Source organism: Pontibacter coccineus (genome assembly GCF_030546575.1).
GTDB classification, from domain to species: domain Bacteria; phylum Bacteroidota; class Bacteroidia; order Cytophagales; family Hymenobacteraceae; genus Pontibacter; species Pontibacter coccineus.
Genome location: NZ_JAUOTN010000001.1, coordinates 455,927 through 477,969, shown reverse-complemented (window position 1 = coordinate 477,969; position 22,043 = coordinate 455,927). Strand labels below are relative to the sequence as shown.

The window sequence follows — 22,043 nt, the reverse complement described above, 5'->3', positions numbered from 1 at the left end:
TAATACATCAACACACATGATCTTTACAGAAACCAAACTAAAAGGCGCCTATATCATCGATATAAAGAAGCTGGAAGATGAGCGTGGCTTTTTCGGCCGGGCTTACTGCCAGCAGGAATTTGAGCAATATGGCTTAAATACCAACCTGGTGCAGGCGAACGTAAGCTACAACTACAAAAAAGGCACTTTGCGCGGCATGCACATGCAACTGGCTCCGCACGCCGAGACCAAACTGGTGCGCTGTACCCGCGGTGCCATCTACGACGTGATCGTGGACTTACGTCCGGACTCCGAAACGTATAAGCAATGGATAGGCGTGGAACTGACCGCTGACAACTACCGCATGCTCTACATTCCGGAAGGCTTCGCACATGGGTACCTGACACTGGAGGACAACTCGGATGTGATGTACCAGGTGACGGCCTTTTATGCGGCGGGAGCAGAGCGCGGCCACCGCTGGAACGACCCGGCCTTCAACATTCAGTGGCCCATGGAGCCGCAGGTGATCTCGGAAAAAGACCAGAATCATCCCTTGCTGGAAGCTGTGCCGGAACAATCGGCTTTGTAAGGGTGTGATTACAAAGATGGAGCACTTGACATAAAACCGACAGATTTCTATACCTTGAGCTGACCTGGATCTTGTCTGAAACGGAATGAAGTCGTTTTAACAAAAGCGCATTTTAAAAGAAGAATTATGATCATTATAGATACCGCATTAGCCAAACGAGAGGCCGAGGGCCGGCCTGTCCGCGTAGGGATGGTAGGAGCCGGGTTTATGGCCAAAGGTGTGGCGCTGCAAATCAAAAACCACGTGCCGGGTATGGAACTGGTGGCCATCTCAAACCGGACCATTGATCGTGCCCGCGAAACTTACAACGAAGCAGGTATAGCCGAGGTAGAGGAAGTCGATTCTGTGGAGGCCCTGCAGGAAAACATCCGAAACGGCAGGTATAGCATCACCAACGACCCGATGCTGCTGTGCCAGGCGGAAGGGATCGATGCCATTCTGGAAGTGACAGGCGCCGTGGAATTCGGGGCGCAGGTGGCTTTAGCGGCCATACAAAACGGGAAGCATACGATTATGATGGATGCCGAAGTGGATGGTACGGTGGGCCCGATTCTGAAGGTATACGCCGACAAGGCGGGTGTCGTGTTCACGAACGTGGACGGCGACCAGCCCGGCGTGATCATGAACCTGTACCGCTATGTGAAGTCTATCGGCATGAAGCCGGTGCTCTGCGGCAATATCAAAGGCCTGCACGACCCTTACCGCAACCCGACCACGCAGGAAGGCTTTGCCAAACGCTGGGGACAGAACCCGGCTATGGTAACGTCCTTTGCCGACGGCACCAAGATATCTTTTGAGCAGGCCATTGTGGCCAACGGAACAGGTATGCGCGTGGCCAAGCGCGGCATGCTGGGGCCATACGCACCCCAGGGAGCTAATATCCGGGAGTCTGTGAACCTGTTTCCGCTGGAAGAGTTGACCAACGGGCCGGGCATTGTGGACTACGTGGTAGGTATAGCCGAGCCTGCTGGCGGTGTGTTTGTACTCGCTACGCAGGACAATCCACGGCAACAGCATTACCTCAACTATTATAAGATGGGAGAGGGGCCGCTCTACTGTTTCTATACCCCGTACCACCTGTGTCACTTAGAAGTGCCACTCACCATCGCCAGAGCCGTACTTTTTAACGACGCTGCGCTAACACCACTGGATCGTCCGTATGTGGAAGTAGTGACTGCTGCCAAAATAGACCTGAAAGCGGGCGAAACCATCGACGGCATTGGCCATTATATGACCTATGGCCTGTGTGAGAACGCCGACGTGACCGCGCACGAGAATCTGCTGCCAATCGGTATAGCCGAGGGGTGTGTGCTGAAGCGTGACATTCCGAAAGACCAGGTACTCACCTACGACGATGTGATCTTGCCGGAAGGCCGCACCATCGACAGACTGCGCGAGGAGCAACGCCAGTATTTTGCATCGGCTTTCACTGAAGCCCAAGCACCAACAAAAACCGCGATAGCCTAAACCCTTCAGGGTTAATCATACAGCAACTTGTGAATCCCCCCCGTCCAGGTCAGGTATAGCCTGGGCGGGAATTCGCATGCCTGACAAATAACGATACATGCGCATTCTGATCATACACAACTATTACAAGCAGGCTGGTGGCGAGGACACTGTTTTCCATGCGGAGGCTGCTTTGCTGCAGGAGCACGGCCATCAGGTAGAGAAGCTCACCTTTTCGAACAATGAGGTGAACAGCCTGCCTGAGAAGCTGAAAGCTGCCTTGGGCGTTGTGTATAATCCGGGTAGCGCCAAGCTGGTGGAGGAGCGGATTAAGGCATTTCAGCCCGATGTGATTCATGTGCACAATTTCTTCCCCTTGCTATCTCCCGCCGTGTTTTATGTGGCGAACCGCATGCAGGTACCCATTGTGATGACGCTGCACAATTACCGCCTGGTCTGCCCAAGTGCCCTGCTCTACTACAACGGAAAGGTACAGCTGGAGAATCTGCGAAAGACTTTCCCGCTGGGAGCCATCCGTCAAAAGGTATACCGTGACTCCGCCGTACAGACGGCCTCCGTGGTACTCACCACCGGCATGCACAAGCTGCTGGGTACCTGGAAGAGCAAAGTAGACAAGTTTATTGCGCTCACCCCCGGCGCCGCTGATTTATTCCGAAAGTCATCCCTCAAACTCAGGCCCGGGCAGGTGGCCGTTAAGCCCAACTTTACCCAGGACATCGGTATAAGCCGTGCCGAGCGGGAAGACTATTTTCTATACGTAGGCCGCCTGACGCCTGAGAAAGGGATAGAGACGCTGCTGAAAGCGCATGAACTGAATCCTTTTCCGCTGAAAGTGGTGGGCGACGGCCCGCTGCGGGGGCGGGTGGAGGAGTATGCGGCAGCGCATGCAGGTATAGATTACCTGGGCTTTCAGAACCGGGAGCAGGTACTGGAACATCTGAAGCGCGCCCGCGGGTTGATCTTCTCCTCCGAATGGCTCGAAACTTTCGGCATGACCATCATTGAGGCCTTCTCGACCGGCACCCCTGTTATCGCCGCTAACATAGGCGGTGCAGCGCAGCTTGTGGAAGATGGCGTGAATGGCCTGCACTATAGTCCCGGCAATGCGGAGGAACTGGCAGAGCGCGTGCATACCCTGATCCAATACCCCCGGGTAGCTACCAGAATGGGAGTAATTGCCCGCCAGAGCTATGAGGTCAGGTATACGCCGGAGGCCAATTACCATGTGCTGCTCTCCATTTACGAAGACGCCATCCGCACTAAAAAGAAAAAAGCCCCTGCAACCAAAGTCACAGAGGCAAATCATTCTTAGGAACAGGTTCTAAACTGTCTCCACACTACTCTTCTTCCCCGAACTCTTTCGCATTTTCTCGAGGATTTCCACCACTTGGTTGGTGTCTACCAATAGGTGCTGGCGCTGGCCTTCGTCGGCATTGTGCACTGGTTTGTCGCCTTTGCAAATAAGGTAGTCGTAGTCCAGGTCTATTTTGGTCGCAATGTCATAGAAAGGCTCTATCACAAACCCCTCATGGAAGATCTCGATGATCTTGGTACCCGGCTTGCAGAAGAACATGCTGATCAGGCCGGCACCTGTAGCGGAAACGACCACCTTCGCCTGCGAGAACATCCGGATCTTCTCCAGGATACTGTACTTGCTGGAGACAATCGACTTGAATTTATAGGGCTCCAACGCTTCCAACAGCTCTTTTTCGTTCAGCACATTGCGCATAGCCGAGTCGCTGCGGCTGATGTACAGGTAAGGCACCCGCTCCGATTCCGGTAATACTTCGTGCTGCACCAGCGGCAGGAAGGAGTTGCGGATGTACTGCCCCAGCCAGCGTGGCACCAGGGTATGGCTTCCGCGCGGCGCGGTAGAGGCAATAACGCGGTCGGCGGTCAGGTGGTGGTATTCGACAGAGGTGATGATCTTCTCGGCAGGTATACCCAGCAGTTCCAGCGTTTCGGTCTGGTAGCCATAGCGTGTGCTGGGCACCAGGAACCAGTCTACTTCATTGTAAAGGCCACTTTCGCGGAGCAGGTGCAGGCGTGGCAGCACATCCATGAACCAGTGGCCGATGTTGTTGAGGCCAGCGCCACCGGTCAGCATGCTGAACACGGTACCCGGGAAGCGGGTCGGCGCCTGGAAATAACTCTGGGTAAAGATGTTGTTCTGATCAGCGCTTACGACTTTGCCGTCTACCAGACTAAGCGATACATTCTCGATGATGTGGTTTTGCTGCGACATGATCGCCACGCTGCTCTCATTGTCGGTGTAGATGCGTCCGTTTGGTACCTCCACCACCACATAGTCGGTGGTGACGCTGCGCTTCGGCTTCCAATAGTCAGAACAAGCCTGGTAGAGGTCCTCGGATATCTCAAGCGGGGTGGTCAGGTTGGGGTATATGCTATACACCTTCACTTCGGATGGGGGACTGGTGGTTTCGCTTTTTGTATTGATCTGGAAAACACCATCAGGTCTGAAACGGGTGTTGTGGGGGATGATACGCCCAAGAATCTTTTTCAGACGTTTGGTGGATTTATCGTAAAATACCTTTGGTTTCATATATATAAGGTGAGTAATAGTTGCTATACGTTTCTAATTCAATTTTGGCTGTGTTACACCATCAATCCAACTGTTTTACCAGATGGCGGGTGTTGAGCTCGGTGCTATCTGCTGCTTGCTGCAAATGTTGCGCCAAGAGGCTGGCGGCAGCTATCACCGCCGTGTTGTTCCAGTGCCCGTCATCGGCAGGGTACAGCTTCTGCTTTTCGTTGTGGTACAGGTGTTCGAACGTGCCTTGCGTGTCCACCACCTTCACGTCTCTGCGCTGGAGTTCAGCCACCAGGCGGGGCAGAAAGTCCGGCTTTTGCCCCGATGGCAGCAGTTGGTGGTAAATGTTCTCTTTGTTAGGTATAGGCATGAACACAAAGGGGATGCCTCGCTCGGCCAGCGCATGCTTGTAGCCTTCCAGCACATCGGCTAGCTGCTTTATTTCCTCGTCACCGAAGGTGCGGTTGGCTTGCTCACCTTCCATAAAGAATTCATTTTGATACTGGATATACGCCTTTTTGCCAAACTTACGCTCGATGTTGGCCAGGGTGCGATGGTAGAGCGCCAGCTTCGAAATGCGGTCTGCTGTTACGGCCAGCCAGGTCAGTGCCCTGGATGAGTTGATGATGGTGCCTGTGCGGTCGCGGAGCTTATTGCCTATACCTGTGGCACCCACGGCGGGCAGCTCGGGGATACGGCGCTCAATGCTCGAAACCACCACCACTTGAGGCGGATTTTCTTCAAAGCGTTTGGTGCCCAGAAACCGGTTGATGGTGGCGGGGGCGAAGGAGTATACTTCTTTGCCCAGCTGCTTTTCCAGCACTTCGGCCAGCGTTTCCTCCTGCGAGAGTTTGGCCCCAGTGATATTGGAGTCCCCGATCAGCAGCACCTCGGCTTTGGTGTCGCGGTTGCGGTAGCCATAGGAATCAGTGTACCATTCCACCTGCTTTTTCTCGGCGTATGGTGTGCGGGGAGCCAACTCACCCTCTTCCTCCATGCGCAGGTGCATGTTCGGGTAAAAGGGGCCCGACAGCAGGCGCACACTGTTCACCGAAATGGTCTCCCATACCCGGAAGGTGAACGTGTCCATTGGCAGTACGACAGCCTCTATAACAGGCCACAGCACAAAGGGCAACGCGAGCAGCGCCAGTTTCCTGAACAGCCTTGTAACCTCCATTTTTTTCATCTCCTGTGCCATTTAGAACTGAAAATAAATGAACTCCTGGTGCCCGAACTGTCCGAAGAGCAGCACTGCCACGATGGCCGCATAATAGAGCCCCCAGCGCACCACAGCGGGTTTTTGACTGATCAGTTGCGATACGCTGCCACGCCGCTGCATGAGGTGCACCGTTTCCATGATCATAATCGAGATGACAGATACGGCAAATACCTTAAAGCCCTGGTCCATGAACAGGATGTGCTGCAGGTCTATACCTGCCAGCAACTGCCGGATGTTGCCTATACCAGTCACGCTGCTTTGAAGGATGTAAAAGGCCTCCCCAATGGAGTTTGCCCGGAAAAATACCCAGGAAAAGAGCACCAGCGCGAACACGCTCAGTACCTGCACCCACTTGTAAAGCAGCGGGCTTTTCGTAAGGCCAAGCGACCTCGCCAAGGCGTCGCGTTGCCTGGCTGTGACGATGGCAAAAACCAGGTAAAAGCCATGCAAAGCGCCCCACACCACAAATGTCCAATTAGCACCGTGCCACAGACCGCTCACCAGAAACGTGATGAACAGATTGTAGTACCAGCGCCACTTCACCACCCGGTTGCCGCCCAGCGGAATGTAGAGGTAATCCCTAAACCAGGACGAAAGCGAAATATGCCAGCGGCTCCAGAATTCTGAAATGCTCTTAGAGAAGTAAGGCCTGCGGAAGTTCTCCATCAGCCGGAAGCCCATGACCTGCGCCGCCCCGATGGCGATGTCGGAGTAGCCTGAGAAGTCGCAGTAGATCTGAAAGGCGAAAAAGACGGTGGCGATGATGAGCGTGATGCCTTCGTAGTCGGTTGGGTTGTTGTATACCTGGTTTACCATCAGGGCCAGGTTGTCCGCGATCATGATCTTCTTGAAAAATCCCCACCCCATGCGTCGTAGGCCGGCTACTGCCCGCTCGTAGCTGAATTCGTGGTGGGCCTTGAGTTGCCCCAACAGGTTGCCCGCCCGCTCAATGGGGCCTGCCACCAACTGCGGGAAAAAGGTGACGAACAGCGCAAAAATACCCAGGTGTCTTTCTGCTTTGATGCGCCCATGGTACACATCAATGGAGTAGCTCATGGTCTGGAAGGTATAGAAAGAGATCCCCATGGGCAGGAGCAGCTCAAAAGCCGGCACGGCATATCCCATGTTCAAAGCCGAGGCCATGTCCCGCGCACTGTCGTTGAAGAAATTGTAATACTTGAATAAGCCGAGTATGCTCAGATTAGAAAATAGCGAGAAATACAGGTATGGCTTACGTTTGTGTTTTTCTGCGTCGCTATACCTGCCCATGGCACGGCCGCAGAAATAATCGACCAGGGTAGACACGATGAGGATCAGGGTATAGGCGGGACGCCATGAGGCATAGAAGTAATAGCTGGCCAGCAGCAGAATAAGCCATCTGCGGTTCGGGGGCGTTAAAAAGTAGAGCGTAACTACTACCGGGAAGAATATGAAAAATTCAGTAGAGTTGAATAACATATGCAGACGCAGTTATTGGTCGAGAGTAGCGTGTAGTCCCCTGTGGTTTGTTTGATTTCACCTCGTATGTGCCCTCTGGCGGGTGAAAACAGAAACCATTCCCCTTATATTAAGTGCGGGGCCAAAAGGTTTAGGATTTCAGTATATATTTTCCGGGCTGTATAGGTGCATCAGTATAATTGTGCAGCTTTCTATACGCAACTGGTATGAAATGGCTGTTCCCTGGACAAGAAAATTGCATAGGCCGGTATAGCTGTATCGGGCGCATGCTTTCAGACAACAGGTAGGTTGTGTTACCGGATCTGCCCCAGCCATAATTTAACCGCTAAATCTCCCTCAGGTACATCTAGTACAGGCCCTGGCTTTGTGGACAATTTAAGTATGCTGCAAAGCCGAACATCTGGGCCGCTGCGGCGTAATATTATTGTACTCTAATACAACAGTAGCCCTATACTCTCCGTAAAGGACATGCAATGTTGTGGACCGGCATGTTGCCTGGAACAGCAGCTGTTCAACTCTGAACCATACCCTAATTCAACCCGAACAAAGTAGCGAGCATTCACCACATGCCGTGATACATATACTTAGTGAGCTTATATGATAGCATCTTCCTTCAGGTACATTTTCCGATACCTTTCTTTATACCCTTGGGGCTGTAAGCGCAAAATGGCCCTGGCAACGGCACTTAGCGTGCTGCTTGGGGTAGCGCTTCAAAATGTGGCGCTGGCCCAGACAAACTGCCCTCCCGGTTTGGTGCATCACTTCGGGCTTGACGAAAAAGTGCCGGGCAGCTATTCTGATTACGTATCCGGCGCCAGCGCCACCTGTACGGGTTGTCCTGCACCCACCGTCAGTCGCTTTGGCGGCGGGCAGCGCTTCAGCGGCTCGGGCACTGGCCTTCAATTCAGTGCGATAGAGAATTTTCAGTGGGGACCCAACAGCAATTTTACGATCGAGGTATGGGTGCAGGTAAACCGCAAATCATCCAACCAGGTCATTGTCGGTCGTAAATCAAGTGATGGTCTGGCGGCATGGTGGCTGGGCGTTAACCCGGAGGGGTACGCCGTTTTTGATATGCAGGATAACTATGGAGCCCCGCATACCATGACGGATTATCTCAAAGCTGTCAACCTGTTTGATGGCAAGTGGCACCATCTGGCGGTAGTTCGGGAGGGAGGCCCCCAGATCACCAAACTGTATGTGGACGGCTTCCGGGTAGACGACAGAAGGACGGAAATAAGGGAATACCGCGGAAGCATGGAGGCTACCAGCCCCATCACAATCGGGTATATTGACATCGACTCAAAGTATTACTTTGATGGCATCCTGGACGAATTGCTGGTCTACAACACCAATTTGTCGGAACAGGTAGCGCGCGACCGCTATAATCAGGGAGCAGGCAGTTACTGTGGTCCTGAAGAAACCAGACCTGAGATCGTATCGACGCCCATTGCGTACGGCACGGCCAACCAGCAGTACAGGTATGATGTGAATGCAGCCGGTAAGCCTGCCCCCCGTTACATCCTGATTTCAGGCCCGCAGGGTATGACGATCGATGCAGGCACGGGCCTCATCTCCTGGGTGCCACAGGCTGCCGGGAACTTTGCTGTGGAGGTAAGAGCCAGTAATAGCGAGGGGGAGAGCGCCCCGCAACGCTTTCAGATCGAGGTGAGGGCCGCCACGGAAGAAGGGATCGGGATGCTGCACCACTGGAAGCTGAACGAAAGCTCGGGCCCCAATTACCGGGATGTGTATACGCCTATCGATGCAGTTGCCCAGGCAAGAAGCCGTCCTGCCTCCGTGAAAGGCGTAGTAGAAGGAGGGCAACGGTTTAACGGACGGGACACGGGACTTGATGTAATCGGGAGTCCGAACTTCGACTGGAAAGCGAAAGAGACGTTTACGATTGAGCTGTGGCTTCGCACCGAAACGAAAGAAGGTAGCAGTGAGGCCCAGAACCAGGTGCTGTTGGGTCGCCATGCCACGGACTCGCCCTCGCAGTGGTGGCTGGGGCTTGACAAAGACCGCAAAGCGGGTTTTTACCTGCCCAACATTGAGTTCAAGGGTGATTTTGTAGGCTCCAGTGGCCCTAAGCTTAATGACGGAGCCTGGCACCAGCTCGTGGCGGTGCGTGATGGTAGCTCAGGGGCAATTAGGCTGTATGTGGACGGTGAGCAAGTCGCCGCCGGCAACTTCGTCTACGATTTCGGCTTCAGCAGCAGGTCGCCGGTTACCATTGGCTACTTTAATGCAAGCAAGCTTAACAGTTACCACTACGAGGGCGACCTGGATGAAGTGAAGCTTTTTGGAAGAGCGCTCTCACCAGAGGAGATCAGAGAGCGCTTCGTGGAAGTATACAATAGCCTGACACAAATCGTAGGCTTCAAAGGAAGGTATACAGAAGGGGAGAGCTTCAGCAAGAAATTCGTTGTGCTGGACTGGAGAACCCTCTATGAGCTGGAAACAGATTTCTTTGACATAGAGCGATCTGAAGATGGAGAGAATTTCACTTCCATCGGTCAGGTGAAAGCTTCGGGCACTACAACGGCTCCGATCGACTATACCTTCACGGACGAGACGCCGCTCAAAGACCAGGGGTATTACAGGTTGCGCTTGGTGAGATTGGATGGCACCGCTTCCTATTCCAATATCATTCTGGTCGAGGACCGGTCACTGGCTGCCTCTTCGTTTAGAGTGTATCCGAACCCTGCCGCGGTGGGAGATGAAGTAACCATCGAAGTTGCTAATCTGAAAGAGAGCGAAGAGGTGACCTTTATGGTAACGGACGGCTCGGGGAGGCAAGTGCTTAGACAGCAGGTACAAACCGATGCGTTTGGTGCACTGTATCTGACACTGCCGGTAGGAGGCTCTTTAAAACCTGGCATCTATAACCTGACAGTGGCTAGCAGTAACAAAACCCTTAACCGTAAGCTCGTAGTCGCCCGTTGATTCCATTGGAGAGGCCGTGCAAAGAACAGAGCCTGCATGAAGGAATAGTTCGCAAGCCTGGGAAAGAAGACGTATAGTCAGGAAAGCGGTCGGCAATGTATCGACTGCCTTGGGGCAAATTGTAGGTATACCGGTCATATATAACTTTTAAATTTTTTATAACGTAATGGATATCAATAGCCTGCGAATAAAATATTTTGAATGTGAGAATTTTGATAAACCCTGCTAAACGTAGTTCGTACTAAGCTTTGAAAACATCGAATATCCTCCGTCAGAAAGACAATCAATTATAAAAATTCAAATTCCTTTACTAAATCTAATTGTATTACTCCATGAAAAAGCTATTTCTTATACCCCTTTTGTTTGCACTCGTTCTCACGTCTTGCAATGATGACGATGATGAAAAGCTTGACCCACCGGTTTCAGTAATTGATGCAAAGATGCGTGGCGACTGGACAAACACACAGATTAAAAGAGTCTACTATTCAGATCAAAATGCAGTCATGTTCACTGACTCAGTTCAGTATCAGACAACCTTTAGCTTTAATGGCAAACAGTTAACCGTAACCGCGCCAGGAAATGCCCCAGAGGTAATGAATTATAGCTTTCCAAACCCGAACGATTCTACTGTAATTGAATTACAGCGGGGTAGCGATAAAGGACAGTATAAAGTTGCATCTGTTTCAGATTCAGAAATGACCTGGCTAGAAGAAAAAGAATATGCTGGTTTCCCAGAGGACGTACCAGATTCGGAAAAAACAACATCTCGAAAAGGCGTGTATACCTGGAAATTCGTTCGCAAGAAGTAGTAGCGACTGAAGCATCCCGGACCTGAGGGGTACTATGAAAAAGGAAAACCTCCCGTTTTAGGTATACACACAGTGTATCACCTAAGTCAGGAGGTTTTCTCATAAATAATACTTCTGATTTTTTATCCGGTTCTGCGCCTTACTATTGCGCAATCAGGGCTGCCATAGAACAGAAAAGCGGTGCAGGAAAACTCCTGCACCGCTTTTCTGTTCTATCCGGCCGGCGTTAGCCAACCTTTCATTTTACTGTATCTGGTCTTCCGGCATGTTTCGGGAAAATCCATTTTTAGTTGTAAGCTACCCTTACTCTTTCATCAGTTTAATTGTAGCGCTTTTACCGGTGTTGTCAGTATACTTCAGGAAGTACAGACCTGCTCTTAGTCCGGTAGCAGCCAGGTTCATCACCAGCTTGTTGTTCTCTACCTTCAGGTTTTCTTCCTTGTATACCACTGTACCAGCCTGGTCCAGGATAACAACTGCCTGTAGTTTGATCTCCTCTTTGCCCAGGTCTAGTGTTACCACGTCGTTGAATGGGTTAGGGTAAGCGCTTACTTTATCAAAGCTGATGTTTGTATCAGTTGTCTCAGCAGTAAGGGCAGACGAAGAAGAAGCAGTCAGAGACTCGATTGGTGACAGTCTGTTTCCTGCGATCGGACGCTCCATGGCGCCGCTTGGCAGTTGCCAGCCCACAGCCAGGTTGTCGCCGCCACCGCCTTGCAGCATCAGCGCCTCGATGTAGTAGCGCTTGCCAGCCTCCAGGGTGATCTTGGCAGACTGCTGGCCGCTGGTCTTGGTCCACTCGCGTGGGTTGGTCCAGGTGCTCGATAGGGCGATGCGCGTCTTCTTGGCCGGGTCCTCGCTTGAGCTCAGGTACAGCTCGGCCGCGTCGTCAGCCGCGATCCAGAAGGTATACTGGCCGGTGGCAGGGGCTGTTACATAGCCGCGGATGCGCTGGCCGTAGTTATTACCCTGGTTGCCTGGCGCCTCGAACGAAGTCAGTGCGCTGGAAGAGGTTGGGGTCGTGTTCACCGGGATCACGCTCACAGCAGTACCGTGCACATTTGACCAGAAGTCACGCGTGATCTTGCCAACAGGAACGGTTGCTGTAACAGCCTCTACTGGAGCAGTTACTACAGGAGCCGTGCTTCCCATTTCAGACAATCTGTTTCCAGCGATCGGACGCTCCATGGCGCCGCTTGGCAGTTGCCAGCCCACGGCCAGGTTGTCGCCGCCGCCGCCCTGCAGCATCAGCGCCTCGATGTAGTAGCGCTTGCCAGCCTCCAGGGTGATCTTGGCAGACTGCTGGCCGCTGGTCTTGGTCCACTCGCGTGGGTTGGTCCAGGTGCTCGATAGGGCGATGCGCGTCTTCTTGGCCGGGTCCTCGCTTGAGCTCAGGTACAGCTCGGCCGCGTCGTCAGCCGCGATCCAGAAGGTATACTGGCCGGTGGCAGGGGCTGTTACATAGCCGCGGATGCGCTGGCCGTAGTTATTACCCTGGTTGCCTGGCGCCTCGAACGAAGTCAGTGCGCTGGAAGAGGTTGGGGTCGTGTTCACCGGGATCACGCTCACAGCAGTACCGTGCACATTTGACCAGAAATCACGTGTGATCTTACCAGTACCGGCAATACCTGTTGCAGTTTCAGTAGATCCTGATCCTGAAGTTGGCGTTTGGTCAGCAGGTGCTGTGGCAACCGGCTCTTGTACTGGCTGTGAAGGCGAAGTAACCGGAGCTGAACCATTAGGGCCAAGTACGATGCCATTGCTGCTAAGCTTGTTCAACCAGGCAGTATATTCGTTCTTTTCGTGCTGCTTTGTGATGTTACCACCTACGTATGGGTTGTTCTCGTTTTTAACCAGTCCATCCGGGAAGTAGTTCTTGTCGAACAGGTTGCCCTGGCTCATAACGCCCGTCACGTTGTTGCGCATTACGGCATTAAAAGTAGCGCCTTTCTTGTAGTAGTCATAGCCGTACAGGCCTACGTTGTGCGTGTTTACGCGGGTGCCGTCGTCAAACAAGCCAGAGTTAACACCACGGTTGTTGTATACCTCGATGTTATTACCGCCTGCGATAGCATAGTTGTAGTTACCGATGTTTACCGTCTGGTTGTCGTATACCTTCACATAGGCTGTCGCTACTGAAGCTGCGTCGCCCATGCCATCCTGATACCATGAGTCAGCGATAATACCACCACCTGAGAATTTAGTTTCTGTGGCAGGGTATGGGTAAGCTCCCTGGATGTAGTTGTTGTGAACGCGGATTGGAGAACCGGAAGTGCCACGTGAGTTAGACAGGTTGATGTTGTCTTCCACCAGCGACTTGTTTGGCTCGTTGATCACCTCGTTCCAAGCGATCTCTGCGTGTGGCAGGTTGCCACGGTAGTTGAACTGAGCGAATTGCGAGTGCTCGCGCTGACCACCGTATACGCGGCCATCAATGTTCTTTGCCTTGTTGTAGCGTATTTTTACGGTGTTGTTTGTAGATCCGTCACCTTCGTAGCGTGTGCCTACATAAATGCCGGCTGTGCCTTCCAGGTAGCAGTTTTCTACAATAACATTCTTGAAGTTGTTAACTGTTAAGAAACGACGTGGTTTCTTGTAATCTCTGAAAGGAGTGGGGGTAAGACCGTAACCTTTCGTGTTTTTCACGGTGATGTTGGCAGCATATCCCCAGCTTTTGATTAGGTAGCCTGCACCGCGGATGTTCGAGTTAACGATGGTTACAGGTTCGGAAGTACGAACATCTACAGCAGCTACTTCGGAATCCTTTGACTCCCAGTTACCTGTGTAAGTACCTCCTTTTGTGATTACTAATGGCCCGCTATAAGTCTGGGCATTGACGAAACCTGTCGAGAATAGAAAGGCTACGAGTGTGAGAATTAGAGCAGACAGAGTTGTCCCCGCCCACTTAGTCCCCTGAGTGGAAATTGTATTCATCTTTTTGGCTAAAAGTTGAAAAATTAAAAAAATGTATTCCTTATAAGGCGCCAGGCATGTGACCGTTTTCCGATACAGAAGCAGATGTACTGCTTGGTGCTTTTTATGAAAATATTAAGCTAGGCTAACCGGTGCTTCTATCTTCATATATAAGTTGTTGCAAATATAAGTCGGAATTTTTTAGAAAAACCAGTCTTTTTTGATTTATTCTTGTTTAAATCATAAGTACTTGGAATATTTAAATTTGCAATGGAAGTAAAAAGCGCGTTTAAAGCGAATAAGTGGCTTTTAGGTGCTTGTTGAGGTTTTAAAAAAGGTTACAAAAATTTAAAAAATACAATATAATTAATTTGATCTAAAACAATATATCATATAACTTAATTAATAATATTTATTTTAAATATAGAATACTCAGCCAAATAACGAAGACAAAGAATACAAAAATGATAAATATATTAAATATAATATATTTAATAATTAGGCTATTAATCTTTGTCTTTTTAAAGGTGTTATAACTTTGGTTTGATGACGTTGTAATGGCTTGGGAATATAGATAGAGAAGAGAAATGGGAGAGGAGGCTATAAAAGAGCAAGGGAGTAGAGGTGTGTGCTCTTGCCTGAGTCAAGTGCCTTTTTGCAGATTCCCAGCTACTGAATTGAAGACGATTTGGTTGATTTTGTAGGTTGTGCCGGTGAAGGACCAAGCAGGATGTTGTTCTTCTCCAGTTTGGACTTCCAGATTTGGTACTCGGCAAGCTCACTTTGTTTTGTTATTTCGCCTTCTATGAACGTGTTGCTGTGTTCGCGCACCGTCCCATCCGGAAAGTAATGGTTGTCGTTTCGGCCACCCTGTCCCATGATACCGATCACATTGCCGTGAAAGGTATTGTTGAAAGTCGCACTCTTTTTGTAGAAGTCGTAGCCGTACAGCCCCTGTGTCCACATCTTAAACATCTCACCATCCTCAAAGCGAGCAGAAGAAACGGCGCGGTTGTTAAACACCTCGATGTTATTGCCGCCGGCGATGGCGTAGTTGTAGTTGCCCAGGTTGACGGTCTGGTTGTCGTATACCTTGACGTGGGCCGTGGCTACCTCTCTGGGGTCGCCCATACCGTCCTCATACCAGGAGTCCGCAATGATGCCGCCACCTGAATAGTCCTTGCTATCGGCTGGGTAGGGATAAGCCCCCTGGATGTAGTTGTTGTGAATGCGGATTGGTGAACTGGAAGTGCCACGTGAATTAGACAGGTTGATATTGTCTTCCACCAGCGACTTGTTCGGTTCATTGATCACCTCGTTCCAGGCAATCTCGGCATGCTGAATCGGGTTCCGGAAATTGAACTGCACAAACTGCGACCGGTACCAGCCGTCGTAAATGCGTCCGTCGATGTTCTTTGCCTTGTTGTAGCGGATCTTTATGGTGTTGTCCGGGCTGCCATCGCCTTTGTAGGCGTCTCCAATGTAGATGCCGGCCGTGTTCTCCATATAACAGTTCTCTACCACCACATGCTTAAAATCATTCACGATCAGAAAACGACGCGGCTTCTCATACAAAATCCAGGGGGTGGGGGGAAGGCCGTAGCCCCTGGTGTTTCTAACGATAATATTGGCAGCGTGGCCCCAGCTTTTAATCAGGTAGCCGGCGCCCCGTATGTTGGAGTTCTCGATTATGACGGGCTCAGATGTCCTGATTTCCACAGCAGGCACCTCTGAGTCTTTTGACTCCCAGTTGCCGGAGTACGTGCCTTTCTTCGTGATCACGATCGGATCGTCATAGCCAACTGTGGTGGCTTTAGCGCTGCTTTTTGCGCCAGGCAGGTGCCCCTGGGTATAATAATAAGCAAAAAGCATTGCCATCACCACCAGGGGAATTGCAATGCTTAGTGCTTTGAGGTATGGAAAATCTTTTTTCAAATCAATGGCCTGGTGCATCAGGGAGTGTTATCTCAGAAAATACCCAAACAGCCTGCGCGTATAGCCGTTTGCCAGGTGAAACGGGATATAAGGTGCAGGGCAGTTCTTCAATGTGAACCTTGTAAAGTCCCGCAGGTTACCGCCGCCCTTCAGGTCGAACAGGTGCTTGTAGTAGTTTTTAAAGTTCTTGTCGCTTCGTATCTGCCGCTCCCCGCTTTCTTCGGGATAGGTGAGCAGCTTAGCGTCATAGTTTACGTACAGCTCAAATCCTGCTCTCCTGGCGGTATGGGTATAGTCGTAGTCGGCAATGTAATGTGGGAACCGATCCTGGTCGAAGAGGCCTATCTTTTCGATTACCACTCTAGGTATAAGCAGACCCCTGCCTGGCAGGTGGGTTACGGCGTGTAGGCCTTTTTGCTCATCTTTCGATAGGGTAGGCAGTACTTCTTCAATGGTGTTCAGGAGCCAGTTCAACCGCTCGCCTCCGAAGATGGGCTGTTGGGTATTGGCATCCAGTTCGAGCGCTCCCAAAAGAGCTTCCGGCTTTTGTGCATGCCAGTAATACATTTTCTCGATCAGGCGCTCATCCGTTATCACGTCGTTGTTCATGGTCATGATAAGCTGCGCGTCTTGCTTCAAAGCATGTCGGATGCCCATGTTCACGCCGGCTGTCCAGAACAGGCTGCCACTGCCCTTGAGTACTTCTACCTCCGGAAATTCCTGCCGAAGCATGTCTTCTGTGCCGTCTGTGGAGCCATCGTCCACAATAACCACTTTAAAACGTTGGTCTGTTTGTTTGCCTAAAGACAGGAGGCATTCGCGTGTATATTCTTTTCTGTTAAATACAGGTATGATGATGCTTATCATGTGGTTCTAATGTAATGCTAGTATCAGGTGCAGGTCGTGTGCCAGCGTTGCGCCGGGCAGTGTGGCAGCACTTTCTACGAAAATCAAAAGGTTTGTTACAGGATCATTTACAAATTAAAGCTTAGGATGCTCTTCAGTTTGGAGCTTACCTTGCCCTTGATCAGGTGATTGAAGTTCTTGGTGTCTGACTCGATGTCGCGTACCACAAAACGCGGATGGCGCAGCGGGAAAGCGATCTCATTCTCCTTGATCTGTGCCTTGTTATCGTGGGTATTAAACGTGTGCGTGGCATCTTCCCCAAAGCCAATGTTGCGCACCAAATTTACCTCCGGCACAATGCAGAGCCCCGAGTTGCTGTATACCGTAAACTCCCACTGGTAATCCCAGATGTCGCCGTTCGAAATGCTGGCGAACGCCTCCTCGAGCTTGCTCAAACGGTAGGTTTCTTCAAACTTGTTCAGGAAGAGGCCTTTCAGGTAGCCTTTTTCCTTCAATTCCGGGTAGGCTTTCAGGTTAAAGTCGAAGAGCTGCCAGGCCCTGCGCCAGGTAGCCCAGCCCCAGGCGTTCACTTTGTTCGAGAAGTAGTACGAGTAGTCGTTGTCCCGGCGCCAGCCATTCAGGTAGTTGTTGCCGCTGATGTGCATGATGCGCGTATCGTGCTTGTACTTCTCCAGCAACTCCTGGCAAAACCAGAAAAAGCTTTTGGAAGGAACGCAGTCGTCTTCCAGGATAATGCCGGACTCTTCATGCTCAAAGAACCAACTGATCGCTGTTGCGGGAGCCACACCACACTTCAGGTTTTTCTCCTGGAAAAGCGTCTTCACTTCGCAGTCCCAGTCCACTTGTTCTACGATGCGACGTGTCTCGGCGCATTTAGCTATATCTGTCTCTACGCCGGGTCGCGGGCCATCAGCGGCTACATAGAGTCGCGCTGGCTTTACCTGGCGGATACGGTCGAATACTTGTTGTGTGGTATGAGCTCTATTGAATATGATTAACAGCACGGGTGTGTGCAAAGGGGTAGTAGGAATAGAATTACTCATAATATTAAGGTATAACGATATGTCTGTTTTGTATACTGAAAATGCCGTCAGAGGTTACTGAAATCAGGCGGCTGTTAGCTTTCTATACTGACCGACTGCTTTCGCCTTCCAGCGGGAACCGAAATCGCGCAGGTAACTGGTTCGCTCCACGCCGTCCTCCTCCATGTAAACGATCGTCCAGCCCAGTATGGCGTAATAAAAAACGGGCAACACGTACGAGAAACCGTAGGCAAATCCTGTGCTGATAAAGGCGATCAGGATAATCTGGTTCACGGTCATGGCTTTCGAGCGCAGGCCCTTCACGATCGCGTAAATCGGCATGATGCAGTAAATGGCGAGTCCGACAAAGCCGGTGTAGAAAAGAATGTCCACATAGAAGCTGTGGAAGTGGTGCCCCTGGCCGTCATCGAACACAGGCTCGTTGGTATCGTCGCGCCAGAACTGGATAGGCAGCTCAAAACCTTCGAAGCGCATGCCGACCAGCCAGTTGTCCTGGATAAAGGGCAGGTACGACATCCACTGTATATAGCGCCAGCCGCCCGTGCCCTGCGAGTCGAAGTTCTCTATATCGGAGAAACTGTCCTGTATCTTGGTAATAATCTCCGGGTTGGTCGAGAACAGGAAAGCACTGCTGGTTATACCTGCGATCAACAGTACGATGCCGATGGGCATGAATTTCGCAGCGAAGTTGATCGACAAGCCGGACTTAAACCTGATCAGCAGGTAATATATGATCAGTATGATGGCAGTCGATATCCACACGGTCCGGTGCTGGAAGAAAACGATCGAGACCAGGATAAAGAAAGCCATAAACAGGCTCATCAGCTTGCCATGGAAAATGTACTTGCTCAGGAAGTACATGAACGGTATCACCAGCATGTACACGGAAGAGGCATACACTCCCCGCTCATGCGAGGTAAAAGCGCCCAGGCTGAGCTTATCAGGGTGCACCACAATAACGCTCACCCAAAAGCCGCCCAGTATAAACCAGACTACATGCGAGAACTTCAGATGAAAATTGCCTTTGTAAAAGGTATAGACAAAGAAAATGAAGTAAAACAAAAACAGCTTCTGGAATACGTGTGGGTACACCATGGGGGTGCCATAGAAGTAGTACGACTCAAACACCATGGCGAATACATACAGCGTCGTAAGCACGTAGGCTACCCGCATGACGGGCGACATGCGCTTAAAGTAAAAAGCACTATAGCCAAACGAAACAGCCGCCATACCTTTCAGCAAAAGGTTCAGCATGTTGCCCTGCGCTTCCAGGTTGTGCGGGAATGCCAACTCCGTAAACGCGTTGTCCATGATCAGGATCATGGCAAGCGGGATAATGAATATAAAGCTGTAATTAAATTTCATACGGTTCTTTCATTCTAAAGCCATTTTTCCGGAAAGTGGCTGGCGGCAACCCGCTTAGGCAACCTGCTTTGGCTTACCGGACTCTACCGCAGGCTGCAGGGGCTTGCCCAGGATCTCGCTATAGTACTTCAAATGCCGGTCAACGATGACGTTCTCAGAGAAGTTCTCCTCCGCATAGGTATAGCCTTCGTCTACGAGCGTCTGGTATAACTCCCTGTCTGACAGAAGGCGGCCTACTTCGGTCGCCATCGAGTCAGGTGACTCCACGTCGCAGAGCAGACCTGCTTTGCCATAGTCGAGCAAATGCGGGATGTAGCCACTGTCTTTGCCTCCCACCGTCGGCGTGCGGGCCACCATTGCCTCGAGCAGCACCATGCCAAACGATTCCTCCCTGGAAGGATGCAGGAGCACCTGGGCATTCTGGATCAGCCTGAACACCTCGTCATAAGGCATCGGGCCCATAAACCGTACGCCATCTGTTAAGTTTTGTTTCTGCGCGTACTGTTGTGCCAGGCCCCCTTCTTCCGAGTCAACCCCCACCAGGTAGTACTCCAGGTCCGGAAACTGCCTGCGCAGCAAGCCAAAAGCCTGCAATCCGGTCTCGATATTTTTTCGGTGCGTGAATCCCTGGGCTACCGTAATGATATAATTTCCTTTCTGGGCGGTAGCTGCCAGGCGCTGGTGCAGTGTGCTGGGATAAAAGTTATCAATGACCCTAGTTTTGGATTTGGTCTTGCGGTCGAGCTGGTTGTAGGTATAGGCGGAGTTGGCTAGCAGGAAATCCGCCTTGCTCACGACGATGTAGTTGATCATCCAGCGCACCAGACGGAACATATCCGGTATTTTGCGCAGGATCTGGAATGCCACATCGTGCAGGCTCACCACGGTGGGTTTCCCTGTTTTCAGGGCCGCCCAAGCAAACTCATAGCTCCAGAAAGCACTGATGAAATCAGCCGGATGGGCTACCATCATCTTCCGAAGGTCTTCCACCTCGAACAGAAAAAAACGACGGCCCGGCTGCGGCTTCTGGCGGCTGATACAAACCTTAAGGTTGCCGCTCTCCAGCACCATCGGCTCCGCTATCTCGGTTGAATTGGTATAGGCGATTACTTTAAAACCTCTTTTAAGCAAAGCGTTGATGAAGTGCGAGGTGAGGGGGAACGCATTGGTCGGGGGTAAGTCCGTGTCTTTCAGGTCCCAGTCAAGTATTCGCAATTCAACGGGACCAGCTACTCCTATAGTCATTTGGTTTTCTTCTAAAGTAAATTAGTGTGCATTAGACGAGCCAAAGCTGGCTAAAACTTGTTGTCATTGTTGTGTGTATACCCTGTTTATACCTGCTCAGTTTCTTTTATCAGGCTCTTTCTATACCGCATCAGCATCCGGCCAGAATAGGAGCTTGGGTTGTCCTGCACTCCCAGTTTGGAAAAGATCATGTGCAGCTGCTCCTTGAGGGCGCTGTGCGGGAAGAGCAGGATCATCGCCAGAAACACGAAGCCGCCTACAATCATCTGTGAGATCAGAATCACCAGATGCGGCAGTTCCATGTTGCGCAGCAAGGTGCTCACCAGGTATACCACCATGGCCACCACGGCTCCGTTCAGGATGCCGGGCAGGTAGACTCTTATCTGTTTCAAGTAAGAGAGGAACAGAATCTTCTTCATCAGGGTCTGGTACATGCCGATGCGGACCAGCTCGCTGATCAGCAGCGCAAAGCCAAAGCCCACCAGGCCATAGTCGCGCAGCAGGAAAAACAGGCCACTGATCACGACAATCAGCGTGATGGTGATGACGATCTTCCAGTTAAGCACGGCTTTGGCATCGCACACGATGCCGGCAAACATGGTGACAAAGCTCAGCGGAATGGCCAGGCTCAGCACCTGCAGCACAGGTATAGCCTCCAGCCACTGGTCGCCCAGCACCACATGCACAATCTCCGGAGCGGCCACCATGATGCCCAGGCAGACAGGTATGATCAGGGTCGCCAGCAGGGTGGTGCTCGAAAGGTATACCCTGGCCAGCTTCTCTGTTTCGGTTTGCAGTTTGCTGAAGGAGGGAAAGACCACCCGCGACACCGTGCGCGTCAGGTTATACATGGGCAGGTTCACGAGCATAAAAGCCCGGTTGTAGATACCCAGTTTGTAAGCGCCGAACACACGGCCAATCAGCAGTGTAGCCAGTTCGGTGTAGATGAACTCAAAGAAGCTGATCACGGACATTTTGCTGCCATAGGCGAGCAGCGCCCTATACGCTTCCCAGCGCACAACCGGCAGCACGTTGTGGCGGGCCATGGCATGAGCACCGATCGCCACCAGCGCCTGCTGCACCAGCGAGGCATATACCAAGCTCCACACCCCGAAGTCCAGCCAGGCCAGCAGGATGCCGACGCCCAGGTAAGAGATCACGTAAGAAGCTGTCTCCACAATGCTCAGCTCCTTGAAGCGCATGTTGCGCTGCAACAGGCTGGTGGCCGTGGCAGAAACCCCACCCACCACAAAGGCCAGCGACATGACGCGCACAATCGGCACCACTTCAGGCATATCGAAGATCAGGGTGGCATAAGGCGCCAGCACCCAAGCCAGCACCGTGAACACGGCACCGAGCAGGGCCGATGAGGTGAAGGCTGCCCGTATGTTTTCGGAGGTAAGCTCTTCTTTCTGGATGATGGCCTGGTTAAGGCCTAGATTCGCGAAATAGTACCCGAAGCGCAGGATAACGGCCGAAAGGGCTACCAGACCAAAGGCCTCGGGAGCCAGCAGACGGGCCATGGCGGAGGTATAGCCGATCTGCATCACGGCATTGGCGATAGTGCCCGCCGAGCTCCATTTCAACCCGCTAACCGCCTTCGAAGCTAAATTTTTACTCATGTAGAAGTTCTGGTAATCGTGCTTCCCCTAAA

The 22,043-nt window shown here is 51.6% G+C and carries 15 protein-coding genes; 5 read left to right on the top strand and 10 right to left on the bottom strand.

The features are described from left to right. Window positions 1–16 precede the first annotated feature (16 nt). The 3 genes from rfbC to Q4E40_RS02055 all read left to right on the top strand — a co-directional run bounded on the left by rfbC (window position 17) and on the right by Q4E40_RS02055 (window position 3,347). The gene (rfbC, locus tag Q4E40_RS02065) at window positions 17–568 is read left to right on the top strand and encodes a dTDP-4-dehydrorhamnose 3,5-epimerase (protein ID WP_303409743.1); all 552 of its coding nucleotides are present in this window, start codon (window positions 17–19) and stop codon (window positions 566–568) included. Window positions 569–694: 126 nt separating this feature from the next. Beyond that, window positions 695–2,035 (top strand): NAD(P)H-dependent oxidoreductase, encoded by a 1,341-nt coding sequence (locus Q4E40_RS02060; protein WP_303409742.1) that lies wholly within the window; start codon window positions 695–697, stop codon window positions 2,033–2,035. A gap of 97 nt (window positions 2,036–2,132) precedes the next feature. Then, on the top strand, window positions 2,133–3,347 hold the full coding sequence (locus Q4E40_RS02055; RefSeq protein ID WP_303409741.1) for a glycosyltransferase family 4 protein: 1,215 nt from the start codon (window positions 2,133–2,135) through the stop codon (window positions 3,345–3,347). 9 nt (window positions 3,348–3,356) lie between these two features. Here the strand turns inward: Q4E40_RS02055 and Q4E40_RS02050 are convergent, their stop codons facing one another. The 3 genes from Q4E40_RS02050 to Q4E40_RS02040 form a co-directional block, all read right to left on the bottom strand. Beyond that, the gene (locus Q4E40_RS02050) at window positions 3,357–4,598 is read right to left on the bottom strand and encodes a glycosyltransferase family 61 protein (protein WP_303409740.1); all 1,242 of its coding nucleotides are present in this window, start codon (window positions 4,596–4,598) and stop codon (window positions 3,357–3,359) included. 61 nt (window positions 4,599–4,659) lie between these two features. Further along, window positions 4,660–5,772 carry an alginate O-acetyltransferase AlgX-related protein gene (locus Q4E40_RS02045; RefSeq protein WP_303409739.1) on the bottom strand — a complete coding sequence of 371 codons (1,113 nt, stop codon included), beginning with the start codon at window positions 5,770–5,772 and terminating at the stop codon, window positions 4,660–4,662. A gap of 12 nt (window positions 5,773–5,784) precedes the next feature. Next, on the bottom strand, window positions 5,785–7,263 hold the full coding sequence (locus Q4E40_RS02040; RefSeq protein WP_303409738.1) for an MBOAT family O-acyltransferase: 1,479 nt from the start codon (window positions 7,261–7,263) through the stop codon (window positions 5,785–5,787). A 597-nt stretch (window positions 7,264–7,860) separates the two neighbouring features. On the opposite strand from Q4E40_RS02040, the gene Q4E40_RS02035 reads away from it, so the two are divergent. Both Q4E40_RS02035 and Q4E40_RS02030 read left to right on the top strand, forming a co-directional pair. Further along, window positions 7,861–10,212 (top strand): LamG-like jellyroll fold domain-containing protein, encoded by a 2,352-nt coding sequence (locus Q4E40_RS02035; protein ID WP_303409737.1) that lies wholly within the window; start codon window positions 7,861–7,863, stop codon window positions 10,210–10,212. Between the two features lie 332 nt (window positions 10,213–10,544). Continuing rightward, window positions 10,545–11,021, top strand: coding sequence for a hypothetical protein (locus tag Q4E40_RS02030; RefSeq protein WP_303409736.1), 477 nt, complete (start codon window positions 10,545–10,547; stop codon window positions 11,019–11,021). A 303-nt stretch (window positions 11,022–11,324) separates the two neighbouring features. On the opposite strand, the gene Q4E40_RS02025 is transcribed toward Q4E40_RS02030, so the two are convergent. From Q4E40_RS02025 to Q4E40_RS01995, 7 genes are all read right to left on the bottom strand, one after another. Beyond that, window positions 11,325–13,955, bottom strand: a complete 2,631-nt coding sequence (locus Q4E40_RS02025) for a PA14 domain-containing protein (protein ID WP_303409735.1) — start codon at window positions 13,953–13,955, stop codon at window positions 11,325–11,327. Between the two features lie 648 nt (window positions 13,956–14,603). Next, window positions 14,604–15,869 carry a right-handed parallel beta-helix repeat-containing protein gene (locus Q4E40_RS02020; protein ID WP_303409734.1) on the bottom strand — a complete coding sequence of 422 codons (1,266 nt, stop codon included), beginning with the start codon at window positions 15,867–15,869 and terminating at the stop codon, window positions 14,604–14,606. Between the two features lie 27 nt (window positions 15,870–15,896). After that, window positions 15,897–16,736, bottom strand: a complete 840-nt coding sequence (locus Q4E40_RS02015; protein WP_303409733.1) for a glycosyltransferase family 2 protein — start codon at window positions 16,734–16,736, stop codon at window positions 15,897–15,899. Window positions 16,737–16,843: 107 nt separating this feature from the next. Continuing rightward, window positions 16,844–17,740 (bottom strand): nucleotide-diphospho-sugar transferase, encoded by an 897-nt coding sequence (locus tag Q4E40_RS02010; RefSeq protein ID WP_229733770.1) that lies wholly within the window; start codon window positions 17,738–17,740, stop codon window positions 16,844–16,846. Window positions 17,741–17,842: 102 nt separating this feature from the next. After that, complete coding sequence (locus Q4E40_RS02005; RefSeq protein ID WP_303409732.1) at window positions 17,843–19,144, bottom strand: O-antigen ligase family protein; 1,302 nt, start codon at window positions 19,142–19,144, stop codon at window positions 17,843–17,845. A 54-nt stretch (window positions 19,145–19,198) separates the two neighbouring features. Further along, the gene (locus Q4E40_RS02000; RefSeq protein ID WP_303409731.1) at window positions 19,199–20,389 is read right to left on the bottom strand and encodes a glycosyltransferase family 4 protein; all 1,191 of its coding nucleotides are present in this window, start codon (window positions 20,387–20,389) and stop codon (window positions 19,199–19,201) included. An 86-nt stretch (window positions 20,390–20,475) separates the two neighbouring features. Further along, on the bottom strand, window positions 20,476–22,011 hold the full coding sequence (locus Q4E40_RS01995; protein WP_188500101.1) for a lipopolysaccharide biosynthesis protein: 1,536 nt from the start codon (window positions 22,009–22,011) through the stop codon (window positions 20,476–20,478). Window positions 22,012–22,043 lie beyond the last annotated feature (32 nt).